This window comes from Roseibium porphyridii (assembly GCF_026191725.2).
GTDB lineage: Bacteria > Pseudomonadota > Alphaproteobacteria > Rhizobiales > Stappiaceae > Roseibium > Roseibium porphyridii.
Window position 1 is genome coordinate 94,360 of record NZ_CP120863.1, and the last position, 12,557, is coordinate 106,916.

The 12,557-nt window shown below is 50.8% G+C and carries 10 protein-coding genes and 3 pseudogenes; 7 read left to right on the plus strand and 6 right to left on the minus strand.

Going from position 1 to position 12,557, the window contains the following annotated elements:
* Nucleotides 1–89: 89 nt before the first annotated feature.
* Genes K1718_RS00495 through K1718_RS00515 form a run of 5 tightly spaced genes read left to right on the plus strand, consistent with a single transcriptional unit; the run spans nucleotide 90 to nucleotide 5,034 of the window.
* Nucleotides 90–989 carry a carbohydrate ABC transporter permease gene (locus K1718_RS00495; protein WP_265680105.1) on the plus strand — a complete coding sequence of 300 codons (900 nt, stop codon included), beginning with the start codon at nucleotides 90–92 and terminating at the stop codon, nucleotides 987–989.
* Nucleotides 986–1,876 carry a carbohydrate ABC transporter permease gene (locus tag K1718_RS00500; protein WP_265680104.1) on the plus strand — a complete coding sequence of 297 codons (891 nt, stop codon included), beginning with the start codon at nucleotides 986–988 and terminating at the stop codon, nucleotides 1,874–1,876. The genes K1718_RS00495 and K1718_RS00500 overlap by 4 nt, the downstream gene beginning before the upstream one ends.
* Before the next feature lie 10 nt (nucleotides 1,877–1,886).
* Nucleotides 1,887–2,960, plus strand: coding sequence for a hypothetical protein (locus tag K1718_RS00505; protein WP_265680103.1), 1,074 nt, complete (start codon nucleotides 1,887–1,889; stop codon nucleotides 2,958–2,960).
* Nucleotides 2,961–2,987: 27 nt separating this feature from the next.
* Complete coding sequence (locus tag K1718_RS00510; protein WP_265680102.1) at nucleotides 2,988–4,067, plus strand: ABC transporter ATP-binding protein; 1,080 nt, start codon at nucleotides 2,988–2,990, stop codon at nucleotides 4,065–4,067.
* A gap of 4 nt (nucleotides 4,068–4,071) precedes the next feature.
* Entirely contained in the window at nucleotides 4,072–5,034 is a 963-nt protein-coding gene (locus K1718_RS00515) for an aldose epimerase family protein (RefSeq protein ID WP_265680101.1), read from the plus strand.
* Between the two features lie 207 nt (nucleotides 5,035–5,241).
* On the opposite strand, the gene K1718_RS00520 is transcribed toward K1718_RS00515, so the two are convergent.
* The 5 genes and pseudogenes from K1718_RS00520 to K1718_RS00540 form a co-directional block, all read right to left on the minus strand.
* Nucleotides 5,242–6,198 carry a glucokinase gene (locus K1718_RS00520; RefSeq protein WP_265680100.1) on the minus strand — a complete coding sequence of 319 codons (957 nt, stop codon included), beginning with the start codon at nucleotides 6,196–6,198 and terminating at the stop codon, nucleotides 5,242–5,244.
* On the minus strand, nucleotides 6,195–7,214 hold the full coding sequence (locus K1718_RS00525) for an SIS domain-containing protein (RefSeq protein ID WP_265680099.1): 1,020 nt from the start codon (nucleotides 7,212–7,214) through the stop codon (nucleotides 6,195–6,197). Before K1718_RS00525 ends, K1718_RS00520 begins: the two co-directional genes overlap by 4 nt.
* Before the next feature lie 78 nt (nucleotides 7,215–7,292).
* Nucleotides 7,293–8,534, minus strand: coding sequence for a Gfo/Idh/MocA family protein (locus K1718_RS00530; RefSeq protein ID WP_265680098.1), 1,242 nt, complete (start codon nucleotides 8,532–8,534; stop codon nucleotides 7,293–7,295).
* A gap of 133 nt (nucleotides 8,535–8,667) precedes the next feature.
* A complete protein-coding gene (locus K1718_RS00535) occupies nucleotides 8,668–9,672 on the minus strand; it encodes a LacI family DNA-binding transcriptional regulator (protein ID WP_265680097.1) in 1,005 nt (334 codons plus the stop codon).
* Between the two features lies 1 nt (nucleotide 9,673).
* Nucleotides 9,674–9,991, minus strand: a pseudogene (locus K1718_RS00540) (ABC transporter permease subunit); the annotation flags it as partial.
* A gap of 76 nt (nucleotides 9,992–10,067) precedes the next feature.
* On the opposite strand from K1718_RS00540, the pseudogene K1718_RS00545 reads away from it, so the two are divergent.
* A pseudogene (locus K1718_RS00545) lies at nucleotides 10,068–10,352 on the plus strand (helix-turn-helix domain-containing protein); the annotation flags it as partial.
* Between the two features lie 77 nt (nucleotides 10,353–10,429).
* Here the strand turns inward: K1718_RS00545 and K1718_RS00550 are convergent.
* Nucleotides 10,430–11,295 (minus strand): annotated as a pseudogene (locus K1718_RS00550) (IS3 family transposase); the annotation flags it as partial.
* A gap of 66 nt (nucleotides 11,296–11,361) precedes the next feature.
* Here K1718_RS00550 and K1718_RS00555 point away from each other — a divergent pair.
* Complete coding sequence (locus K1718_RS00555; protein WP_265680096.1) at nucleotides 11,362–12,378, plus strand: IS110 family RNA-guided transposase; 1,017 nt, start codon at nucleotides 11,362–11,364, stop codon at nucleotides 12,376–12,378.
* Nucleotides 12,379–12,557: the final 179 nt, after the last annotated feature.

The following is a 12,557-nucleotide window of genomic DNA, read 5'->3' on the forward strand; positions in this document are numbered from 1 at the left end:
GTGGGGGGCAGATCGCTTACTCATCCACTTGCGCCTGCAACGTGTGACCGCGAACCGGTCAACCACAAATTCAAACCCTGTAGCCCGACATGAACGAAAAGAACATATTTTGCTATGTCATGGTGGCCCCTGCCCTGGCGATCACGATCGTTCTCGGTGTTTATCCGATGATAGACACAATGCTGATTTCGTTCCAATCCTACGACCTCCTTACGCTGCAGAACGAAGGAACCAGGTGGATTGGCCTGGACAATTATCGAGAAATCCTGGCAAACGAAAAGTTTCTCCAGACGATATCTCAGACCGTGATATTCACTGTCCTTGCAGTCGGTATTTCGGTTGCAATGGGTCTGTTTCTTGCACAGATTGTCAATGCTGAATTTCGCGGTCGATCGGTGCTTCGGACGATCATTCTCAGCCCATGGTTTGTCCCCCCTGTCGTTGCATCAGCAATCTGGCTGTGGCTTTTGGAAACAAATACGAGCCCGATTAACAGCATTCTGCTCGACGCCGGCCTGATCGAACGCAAGATCCGATTTCTCACCGACAGCGATACGATCGGACCATTCAGCATACCGATGCTTTCAATCGTTGCAGTGCGTTGCTGGAACGGCCTGCCGATCATCATCATCTTTTTGCTGGCTGGGCTGCAGTCGATCCCGAAGAGTCTTTACGAAGCCGCTGAAATGGATGGCGGCGGTGTCTGGGCGAAATTCCGCTATGTGACCCTGCCAATGCTGCAGCCTGTCCTGATGGTTCTGTTTGCTCTCTTGTTTCTGGGCGGCTTTGGGCATTTTGAAATGAACTACATCATGACGGGCGGCGGCCCCAGAAATCTGACCAATGTTCTGGCTGTCTGGACATATCAGGAAGGTTTCCAATTCCTGCGATACGGCAAGGCGGCCGCAGCCGGCGGCATCGTTCTGGTCATGTGTTCTATCATATCCGTCTTTTACCTGTGGGCCCAATCCAAGGACAATCGCTCATGAGTGTTGCCGCCACCGCTCCGGTTCCACACACACATGTCAACTCTTTCAGGTTTGGCGACTGGATCACCCGCATAGCGATTTTCGTCGCGCTTGCCTCCATGCTGGTGTTCATTCTTCTGCCGATATTCTGGATGGTGAAAAGCTCGCTTCAAACGACCGCGGAAGTGAATGCCATCCCTCCCAAATTTTGGGCGGACGATCCCTCATTCGAGCCCTATTGGATCGCAAACCAAATCATTCCGCTGCTACGTTTTATCGGCAACTCCTTGTTTGTTTCCACGATCGCCGCACTCATCGCCAGCGTTGTGTCCTGCATGGCAGCCTATGTCCTTGCCCGCTTCCGGTTTCCAGGTGCCACACTCATTCTTGTGACACTGCTCCTAACGCAGCTCATTCCACCCATAACGCGTGTGTTTCCGGTCTATTTTCTCATGCAGGAGATGGGGCTGCTCAACACCTATGGCGGACTGATTTTCGCCTATGTCGGCTTTTCCATTCCTTATGCAGTTCTGCTTCTAAGGGGCTACTTTCAATCGGCATGCCCTCCAGAATTGGAGCAGGCCGCAATGATGGATGGATGCACCTATTTCGGCGCCTTTTGGAGAGTGATCCTGCCGATCTGCCTGCCCGGCATTGCGGCCGTCACCGTATTCACCTTCCTCAATGCCTGGAATGACTTCCTGTGGGCCAGTCTGCTGCTTTCTTCAGGCGACTATCAGACGATCCAGGTCGGCATCGGCACCTTTGCCGCTGAGGACGGAGCCGGTCAATATCAGAATGCCTTTATGGCCGCGTGCGTAGCCTCGACCATCCCCGCTCTGGTTTTGTTTTTCTTCGTCCAACGATGGCTGGTGGGTGGCCTGACCGCCGGCGCCGTCAAATCATAGTGAGTTTGCAATGACAAAGATCTCGATTCAGGGCGAAAAGTTTCTTATCGACGGCAGGCCCACTCATCAAGGCCGTAGCTGGAAGGGACACAAAGTTGAGGGCCTCCTGTTCAACAACAGGGTTGTTCAAGCAATCTTTGACGATGAAAACCCGGAAACCCGTCATCAGTGGGCCTATCCTGACACCGGCGTTTGGGATCCGGAACGCAATCTGACTGAATTCTGCGCAGTTCTGCCTAACTACAAGGCCCATGGGTGTGACGCTGTCACCATCAATCTTCAGGGCGGTATGCCAATTACTAAAACGGAGACCGTTCAACCCTGGCTTAACACCGCAATTGATCCAGAGGGCAATCTGAAACCTGGCTATATGGATCGTCTTTATAGACTTTTGAGAGCTGCAGACGATGCCGGTGTCATCGTCATTGTCGGACTCTATTACTTTGGGCAGGACAAGTATCTGACCGACGAAGCGGCTGTGAAACAGGGCGTTGTCAATGCCTGCAACTGGCTACTGGAAAGCGGTTACCAAAACATACTCGTTGAGATCAACAACGAGGCAGACATTCCTCATTATACCCATGACATATTGAAGCCGGCGCGGGTACACGAGCTTGTCACCCTGGCCAAAGAGCAATCGAAGAATGGACGCAGGCTTCTCGCAGGCACTTCGTTTGCCGGTGGCGCTTACCACATGAGACACGACGGCGTGCTTGATCTCCAGGACATGGACAGCTTGCAAATCGGCATTCCAACCGAAGACGTTCTGGCGGCCTCAGACTTTGCATTGGTTCATACCAATGAAATGAACATGGCCAATACGCGCGAAGTGGTTCGTCGCACCAGAGCGCGAGAGGCCTACAAGGCTCATCCGATGCCTGTTGTGATCAACGAAGATTCCATTGCCGTTACCAACCTCTTCGCGGCCGTGGAGGAATATGCCCCCTGGGGTTATTACGACCAAGGTGAAAACAACTACCGTGACGGTTATCAGTCAGTGCCGGTCAACTGGGCAATTAACACACCATCCAAGCGTTCATTTTTTGACGCGGTCGCGGAAGTGACCGGCGCAAAGAGCCGCTAAGCACATCCAACACCGAAAGAAAGACATATGGCATCCATAGCAATTCAAGATGTCCGGAAATCCTACGGCCCGCTCGAGGTAATTCATGGTGTGTCTCTGGATATCGATGACGGGGAGTTTGTCATCCTTGTCGGACCTTCGGGCTGCGGAAAGTCAACTTTACTGCGCATGATTGCTGGCCTCGAGAACATTTCTGAAGGCCAAGTCGCAGTTAATGGATCTGTCATCAATCATTTGCCACCCCGCGCACGTGATATTGCGATGGTTTTCCAATCCTATGCTCTCTATCCGCACATGACCGTGAGCAAAAACATGGGGTTTTCATTAAAACTGGCGGGAGTGCCAAAGCGGGAGATTGACGAAAAAGTATTGTCGGCCGCTGAGGTCCTGGACCTGAAACACCTTTTGGATCGCAAACCCGGGCAACTGTCCGGTGGTCAACGTCAAAGGGTTGCAATGGGCCGCGCCATTGTTCGGAACCCGAAACTGTTCCTGTTCGACGAACCACTTTCGAACCTGGATGCAAAGTTGAGGGTGCAGATGCGGTCCGAAATCAAGGAGCTGCATCAACAGCTCAGTACAACCACTGTTTATGTCACTCACGATCAAGTGGAAGCCATGACGATGGCGGACCGGATCGTGGTAATGAACAGTGGACATATAGAACAAACCGGTACCCCCATGGAGCTGTATGACAAACCGCTTACGCGCTTCGTTGCCTCCTTCATTGGCTCCCCAGCAATGAACATGATTGAAGGCAAGCTATTGCCGCAAGGTCGCTTCGCGACAACCTCAGGAACGATCATTGATGTTGCAAAATTTTCCCCGCAAGACGCTTGGGGACAGGATGTTGTCCTCGGTATCCGACCGGAACACATATCTATAGGGCAAGATGGAGTTGCACTCGGAGATGCACACATCCGTGTTGTCGAGCCGACGGGCTCTGAAACACTGCTCTTCGTGGATGCGCTGAGCCAACCCATGCATGTGTTGGACCGCACGCGGTGTGTGTTCAACTCTCATGATGTTGTCCCATTGTCAGCGACTGGCGATGACTTCCACTTCTTTAGTTCAGCGACCGGCAAACGGCTCAACGACAAGAGATGAACCATTGCAGGCGCTAACCATACAAAACAGCAACTTAATGGCACGAGTTATTCCTTATGGTGCGAGCCTTAGCGATTTACGCCTCAGCAGAAAATCCACCCCTCTTGTGCTTGGGTATGATGATCCTGCCCTCTATCCACTCGACGGGCAGTTTATGGGTGCCGTGATAGGCCGATATGGCAATCGCATTGCGGGAGGACAGTTCACACTTAATGATCAGTTGATCACGGTAGAGCAAAACGAATGCAGGACGGGACATCTTCATGGCGGTCGCAACGGGTTCTGGAACCGCGAATGGGACCTGGCAGAGCAGTCAACAACGTCAGTGACTTTCAAACTCGAAAGTCCGGATGGCGACGCTGGGTTTCCCGGACGACTCACCGTTTCTGCTTCTTACGAAATTGTCTCGCCGGCAACGCTGCGGCTAACGTGTTCCGCGGAATCTGACAAGGATACGATCCTGAACATATGCCACCATCCGTACTTCAACTTTTCCGGCACACACTCAATTGCCGAGCACCGACTAGAGATCAACGCACACCACTACTTGCCTTCGTCTAATGCGCTGATCCCCACCGGGAAAATCGCACCAGTCGAAGAAACGCTTTTCGACTTTAGGAAAGGACGCCCACTGTCGAGGATCTCCTACAACAATACCTATTGTTTGAACCAAAGGAATTCGGGAGTTTTTGAAAAAGCTGCGCGGCTGTCATGCAATGGCATATCTATGGATCTTTGGACAACACAGCCGGGACTGCATTTATACAACGGCTATAAACTTCATCGCCACCATATAGGGCATCTTGGCTTACCCTACCCACCTTGCTCTGGCATCTGTCTGGAACCCCAAGGCTGGCCTAACAGTCCGAATGAAGCCTCATTTCCTTCCACTCTACTTTCAGCTGGCGAGCGATATGAACAAACGAACGAATACCGATTTCAAACTCGGCTCACAAACATTGCGTAATTTTTAATGTGCAGTCAGATTTGTTAACGGCGGATGTGACGATGATTGGAATAATCAATTTCAAGACCTTGCTTTTAAAGTTTGATCACGTGCATCACGAATGCTGGTGGCTGCACCCCGTCGTTTCCTGGCAGTTAAAAATCTTAGTAAGTTCGCAGATCTGCCTCAAAGATGCTGACCAGGAACATCGCAAACGTTGTGCGTTCATTAGGTTTGGTTTTGAGAGCTCAGGAACTCGCCGCAACCATACAAAGCAACATGATCGTCGCTTAGTAAAAAGACCGGGAACTGGCTCATGTGTTCGCGCATCCTGCCTTTGTTGAAAAATGAACTTGAAAAAGAACCACCCGGTTCGCCAATGAACCGCTTCAGCGCACGTGTGATGCCCCCTGTTAGAAATATTCCGGAATAGGGCAAAGTAAGGAGCGCCAGATCTCCGGCTGTACGGCCGAGTATCCGCGAAAACTCCTTGCATGCCTCGAAAGCAAAAATGTCAGTCTCATTGCAACCAGCTTCAGCGATCTCGTGACTAGTGTTAAAGATTGCGCGTTGATGATTGTTACTGCAAATGGCGTTGTATATTTCCACAATACCGTTCCCGGAAAGGATACGTTCTATGGAGCACCGCCCATATTTGACAATGAACTCTCTTTGCAGCTGACGATCGAGGGGGGTTTCCGTAACAAGAGTGCTATGTCCAGCCTCGGCACAAACAACTTCTCCTTTTGGTGTAAGAAGGACACAGTTGAACCCGGTTCCAGCACCCAACACCAGTTTTGGTCCCCCGCATTGGACGACAGATGGCTTCAAAACAGTGTTGAAACTCAATTCATCAGCAACCGTTAATGAATACCCAAGTGCCTCGAAGTCATTCAGGAAGTGAATATGCTTGACGCCTAGGCGTTCCTTCAGGATCGACTTGTCGAGTTTCCAATCTCGGTTAGTCAATTTTATGCTGTCTCCCTCGACAGGGGCAGCCAACGCAACAACCAAGCTCTGAACTTCAGCTATTTGTTGTTCATGGATGTAATCGGTGAGAACTTCCTCAAATGTGTCGTATTTCTGATTCGAGTAGCAAGCAATGTATTTTGGCTGCATGTTGTTGACGTCAGAAAGAGCAAAGCGGCAGTTGGTTCCACCAAGATCGCACAAGACATTGGTCATACGGTCACCGTGACTTTGGAAAGCAGAGCCGGATTGTCTGGGTTCGAACCGAGCGACAAAGATAGTTTTTCAATAGCAAGGTAGAATGTTGTGATTTGACAGATTGGGTCCAGAAGGACGTGAGGGGCCTTTACGCTTCTCAGATTACTGTCGCCCTGTTCCGAAAATGTTGTTTTGAGCACATAAGCCCCAGCCTGGTGCAGGTGTGACGCAGTATCCTCGATACCTATCGCGGCCTTGTCCCGGCTCAAAAAACAAAGAGCGGAAAACTCTGAAACAGCTAATGCAATTGGCCCATGACGCACTTCCGCGGAGCTAAAGGCTTCTGCGTGTACAGCGCAAGTCTCCTTGAACTTAAGAGCAGCTTCCTCTGCGATCGCATAACCCGGACCACGTGATATGACAAAGAGCCTTTTGTTTTTTACAAGTCGTCCGATCTGTGGCATCCAGTCAATTTTCAATGCCCTTTCGAGCGCTTCTGGAAGCGACTTGATTGCAGAAACGAGTTCAATATCTTCTTTCCAGGCAGCAACAATTGACGCCAAGGCGACCAACGAGCAAACAAAACTCTTTGTGGCAGCGACGGATTTCTCACTGTCAGCGTAAACCGGGAGAACTTCATAAGCAGATCGCGCCAACAAAGACTCAGTATTGTTTACAAGCGCAACTGTAGACAAGCCAGAGGCAGCGGCTTGGCTGCACAAAGCGGCAAGGTCTTTGCTCCCTCCCGATTGCGACACCGCAATTAAGGCTCCATTTTCTGTGCGTATTTGATTGTCATAGATCGAAGCTATTGAGGGCCCCATCGAACATACGGGCACGCCCAATGTACTTTCGACGATGTACTTAAAATACAGCGCTGCGTGATCGGAACTGCCTCGGGCACAAGTGACCACACAATTCGGTTCCAGTTTTCGTAGTCGCTCTCCTTGTTCCAGATAGAGGTCCAATGCCCGGTCTAATTGTCTTGCGACGACTTCCGGAATTGAGGCTATCTCCTCGGCCATTTTCGTCATGATCAATCCAGTCGCTATTCAGTGGCAATTTGGTCGGCAGCCCATGGGGCTTCCTAACCCTATTCGGCTTTTTGCGATTTAGTCTGATGCCACGCGCGCGACGACGGGAACGTAGTTTTCAAGCTCTTCAGCTGGAAAGGTTACCGTCTGGCCAATTTCCGCGGATCGATATAACCCAATGAGCATCTGAACGACGGCCAATCCATCTTCAAATGTTTCGTCCGGCTTAAGACCTTTGCGAAAACGATCGACCATATGACGGTTTTCGTCGGTGTAACCGTAAACACCGGCTTCGTCTTCCAGAACCGGCATAAGACCCTGTTCCGCATTCTGCTTTTCGACTAGGTCTTCCCCCTCTTGCCCCATTACTTCTCGTGACATGAAGACTTTTAGGCCAGTTGAAAGCGAGTTAAATTCCATCGAGTATTCAGGGCCTAGTAGTTCAAGTTGAATTCGGAGACCGGCCCCCACATATGCCCAGGATGTCGAGGCTTCAATCATGAGCTCGTTACCTTCTTCATCCTCAAGCACGATAGTGGCCCGTGCGAAGTCTTCAGACGGTCGATTTTTGTAATCTACTTTCCCGCCAAATCGGTCGGAGAGTTGTTGTGCATACTTTGGGCGCGTCCATTTGAGGTTGGCCACGGTACCATTAACGGCTTTGACTGTTAGCGAGCTCCGTGGCTTGTTCGGATCTGTCAGCAGGTGACGGGACACCTCCACCGAGTGGCACATCATATCGGAAAGAACTCCTCCCCCCTGTTTGTCTCCCTGCCAAAACCACGCAGCATGAGGGCCGGAGTGCTCTTCAGCCGCACGCGCCAAATATGGTCTGCCTGTTGTTGAAGCTGCACGGCGCCAAATTATTTCCTTGCCCCTTAGAACAGGGGTGCAAAAAATTTGATTTTCAAGGTATCCGTGATTTAGCCCCGCATCTTCTGCCAAACGCAGCATTTCCCTGGCTTCTGCTATTGTTTTGGCTAAGGGTTTTTCACAGGCAACCGCAAAGACTTTGCTACGCTTCTCAGCGACGGCATCGTGAATCTGCCTCATCACATCCAAACGGGTATGGTTTGGTGAAAGGATCCAAACTGCATCGATTTCGTCGGATTCCAGCATTTGGTTTAGCGTATCAAAAGTCGTACAAGGACCGAGTTCCAAATCGTCAGCAAGCAGCTTAAGACGCTCACGGTTCTCAGCGTTCCGGCTAAAAATACCGGCTATGCGGACATTCCGGACACCAATCATGGACTTGAGATGAAACTCAGCAATGAAGCCGGTACCAACGATACCGATGTTGAGAGCGTTTTTTTCAGTCATTACGAATATTTTCCCCTCGTCAAGACATAGTTGGCCATCACCCGGAAAATCTTATTCGAGTGCTTGGTATTGAAAGATTTTTAGAGATTCTATTCAGTATTTGCAGTATTTATTAAATACTGCCAAAATCACCCTAAGGTGGAGCAGTAGTTTCCCGACTGACAAAATGTGTTGGCACGATCATGGTTTCTGTCGAATTCTTTTCACCAGATAGATGCGCCAGCAGCTGCATCATTGCCTGCCGCCCAATTTCCAAGCATGGTTGATTTACAGTGGTCAAAGCTGGAACAAACGCTTGCCCCAAGTAGATGTCATCAAATCCGACGATTGATATGTCCTCCGGCACACCGATATCTTTATTCCTTGCAGCGCGAATGGCTCCAAATGCCATTTCGTCGTTTCCAATAAAGATTGCTGAAGGTGGATGAGGCAAATCTAATAGCTTGTAGGTAGCCTCTTCACCACTTTGATATGAGAAATCACCGTTTTGAATGTAACCTTGGTGAACCGGCAGGGTAGCCGCAGCCATCGCCTTATTATATCCTTCCAACCTTCTCACACTCATACCTTCTGGAATCGGACCAGTGATGTGCCCAATTCTTGTATGACCCAGTGAGATTAGATGATTTACGGCTTCAAATGCGGCCTTTTCATTATCGATGACGACGTGAGAAAGATTCGAACCGTCGATCATTTCAAGTGCGACGACGACCTTGTCTGAAATATCCTTGGGCAATTCATAATCTTGCGGTAATTTTCCAGTCATTAATATCATGCCGTCAGCATGACCGTCGTTCAGCATTTCAAAGTACTCTTCTTCTCGTTTTGGGTCGTCCTCTGTATTACCCATTAGAAGAGAATAACCGGCGGCACGTGCGATACTTTCCGCTCCCTTAAATACATTCAAATAAAATGGATTGCCTATGTCACGAACTACCACCAAAATTGACATAGTCTTTTGAGTGCGTAAATTTCGAGCAACGACGTTTGGGCGATATCCCAATGAGGCTGCAACTTCTCGAATATGCGAAAGCTTTGGCTCGGCAACCAAGCCAGAGTTACTTAAGGCTCGAGAAACAGTAGCCGGCGCGACACCCGCCTTAACCGCAATATCTTTGATTTTGACCTTTGAACTCACTTCACCCTCTCAATGCTTTGCTGCGGCCATAAAACAGGAGCAAAATCAATAAGGTTGCACCGAAAACAACCTGACGTCCCGCTTCTCCCATATTTAGAGTGGTTAAAATTGACTGCATTAGAACCAGCAAAAATGCTCCTGCCATGGTTCCAGTATAGCCACCACTTCCGCCCGCAAGAGCCGTCCCCCCCAGAACCACCGCAATTATTGATGAAAGAACGTATCGGTCCCCGACATTCGCGAAGGAAGAACCGGAATAACCCAAGATGCAAATACCCGCTAACGCTGCAAACATGCCCGAAAATACAAACAAACATATGCTTCTCATTGTAGATGTGTCGGTGCTTGCGGGACATTTCCATTAACCTCCGAATTTTCGGACGATGGAGATGCAGATGAGCAAGGATCAACGCGAGATTCAGTGCAAACTACGCATTCTGAGACATGCAGAAGAGATTGGGCATGTTGCGAAGACCTGTCGATATTTCGGGTTGGGTCGCAGTAGTTTCTACCGCTGGCGTGAAGCCTATCGCAAACACGGCGAAGCCGGATTGGTGAACCACCCACCTATTGCCAAATGGCATGCCAATAGAACCCCGATCGAGATCGAGGAGAAAGTTCTCCATCTGCGAAGCAAATATCATCTTGGCCCCATGCGCATCGTTTGGTATCTGGCGCGTGTCCGTCATAAGGGTATTTGGAACAGATAGCCGCGTGATTTAGCGGAGAGATTAGCCCATCTTGTTTGTTGAATATAAGCGGCTTGATTGCGGTTTTGCAAACGCCGTTGATTGATTGTGTTTCGTTTGATCCTTTCGCGTTCGAGCAGGATGTTTTCGCCACGTCCGAAGTAGACATCGGCAGGGGTGAGATTGCCGAGGCTCTCATGGTATCGGTGATGATTGTAGTGGAAGACGAAGCGCTCGATGCTGGCGATGAGGTCACCGGGCAGGAAGTAATTTTCCAGCAGGATGCGGTTCTTCAGGGTTTGGTGCCAGCGTTCGATTTTGCCTGAGTTTGTGGATGTTATGGCGCGCCTCGAACATGACCTATGCCTTGGTCGTTGAGCCATTCAGCCAGTTCACCAGATATGTAACTCGCGCCGTTGTCCGATAGCAGTCGTGGTTTGTGCCGAATATCGACCTGATCACAGCCGGAAGTTTCAAGGGCCAGTTCCAGCGTGTCGGTGACTTCACCAGCAGTCATTGTCGTGCACAGCTTCCAGGCGACAACATATCGCGAGAAGTCGTCCAGAATGGTAGAGAGGTAACACCAGCCCCAGCCAATGATCTTGATGTAGGTGAAGTCTGTCTGCCACATCTGATTAATGGCTGTGGTCTTGTCGTGGAACTCATCCGCAGCCTTGATGACCACAAAGGCCGGGCTGGTGATGAGGTCATGGGCCTTGAGCAGACGATACACCGAGGCTTCGGACACGAAGTACTGCTGCGTATCGGTGAACCGCACAGCCAACTCCCGCGGTGATAGCTCGGGTTCAGCCAATGCCATCTCAACAATACGTCTGCGAACATCATCTGGTATGCGGTTCCACACCCGTGATGGCTTTGGAGAGCGATCCTCCAGCGCTTCCGGACCACCTGTCAGATATCGGTCATACCACCTAATGGGATGGACGGCTCTCCTTCCAACAGCGCAGGTTAGAAGCCTGTGACAAGAAGGAGAACCGTTATGACTGTAGATACCCTCGGCATCGATATCGCTAAGAATGTGTTTCAGCTGCATGGCGCGAACCGAAACGGCAAGCCTGTTCTGAAACGCCGTGTGATGGGCGATCAATTGATCGAAGTCCTGACCCAGATCGAGCCTTGCACGGTCGTTTTAGAAGCCTGCACCGGCGCGTTTTATTGGGCGCGCAAGTTCGAGTTAATTGGACATCAGGTGAAGATCATCAGCCCACAGTATGCGAAACCGTTCGTGCGTCGCCAAAAGAATGACGGCAACGATGCCGAAGCGATCTGTACTGCAGCGCGCCAGCCGCATATTCCCCTAGTGCCGAAGAAGAGTATCGAGCAGCAGGATATTCAGGCGCTTCACCGCGCCAGACAACGTATGGTCAATCATCGCACAGCCGTCGTCAGCCAGATACGCGGTCTGTTGCTCGACCGCGGCTTTGCTATGGCCAAAAGCATTACCAGGGCGCGCCGTTTGATCCCCGATGTCCTGGCTGATCTGGACAATGAACTAACGCCCATGGCGCGTGATGCAATCGCCGAGCTTTATGATCTGTTCCGCGACCTCGATCGTCGGATTTCGGACTTTGACAAAAAGATCGACCGTGTGTTCCGCCAGAGCCAGACTTGCCAGCGCATTGCCAGGATCAAAGGTGTTGGTCCGAAGACGGCAACCGCAATCGTCGCAGCTATCGGCGATGGGGCCGAGTTCAAGAACGGTCGTCATCTTGCTGCTTGGGTCGGTCTTGTTCCAAAACAACACTCTAGTGTTAATAAGACGGTTCTGATGGGCATATCAAAGCGTGGCAATCAGCATCTGCGCAGCTTGCTCGTACACGGAGCCCGGGCCGTGGTGCGAACGGCTTTAAACAAATCAGATCCCCACAATCAATGGGTCAACCAGCTTCGAGAGCGACGCGGCTACAACCGCGCAACTGTTGCGGTCGCCAACAAGAATGCACGGATCACCTGGGCCGTGCTGCGCACTGGCGGACCAAACCGCGGAGCTTTCTGAAGACTTGCCCAGAATTTGCGAGACGACGATGAAATGAGAAGCATAGGTCGGACCGGCGTGCAACGAGCCTGACTTTTATCGAGGCCCTCGAGGCCTACCAGCTATAGAGGCATGCGCGAGCGGATTCCCCATTTGGGCGCTTCGATAAGATCGGATGACGCCGGATAGATGTTTGCAAC

What these genes read in the sequence shown, in the direction of transcription:
- K1718_RS00505 (WP_265680103.1), top strand. Translation starts at nt 1,887, where the DNA reads ATGACAAAGATCTCGATTCAGGGCGAAAAGTTTCTTATCGACGGCAGG.
- K1718_RS00520 (WP_265680100.1), bottom strand. Translation starts at nt 6,198, where the DNA reads ATGACCAATGTCTTGTGCGATCTTGGTGGAACCAACTGCCGCTTTGCT.
- K1718_RS00530 (WP_265680098.1), bottom strand. Translation starts at nt 8,534, where the DNA reads ATGACTGAAAAAAACGCTCTCAACATCGGTATCGTTGGTACCGGCTTC.
- K1718_RS00495 (WP_265680105.1), top strand. Translation starts at nt 90, where the DNA reads ATGAACGAAAAGAACATATTTTGCTATGTCATGGTGGCCCCTGCCCTG.
- K1718_RS00525 (WP_265680099.1), bottom strand. Translation starts at nt 7,214, where the DNA reads ATGACGAAAATGGCCGAGGAGATAGCCTCAATTCCGGAAGTCGTCGCA.
- K1718_RS00555 (WP_265680096.1), top strand. Translation starts at nt 11,362, where the DNA reads ATGACTGTAGATACCCTCGGCATCGATATCGCTAAGAATGTGTTTCAG.
- K1718_RS00500 (WP_265680104.1), top strand. Translation starts at nt 986, where the DNA reads ATGAGTGTTGCCGCCACCGCTCCGGTTCCACACACACATGTCAACTCT.
- K1718_RS00510 (WP_265680102.1), top strand. Translation starts at nt 2,988, where the DNA reads ATGGCATCCATAGCAATTCAAGATGTCCGGAAATCCTACGGCCCGCTC.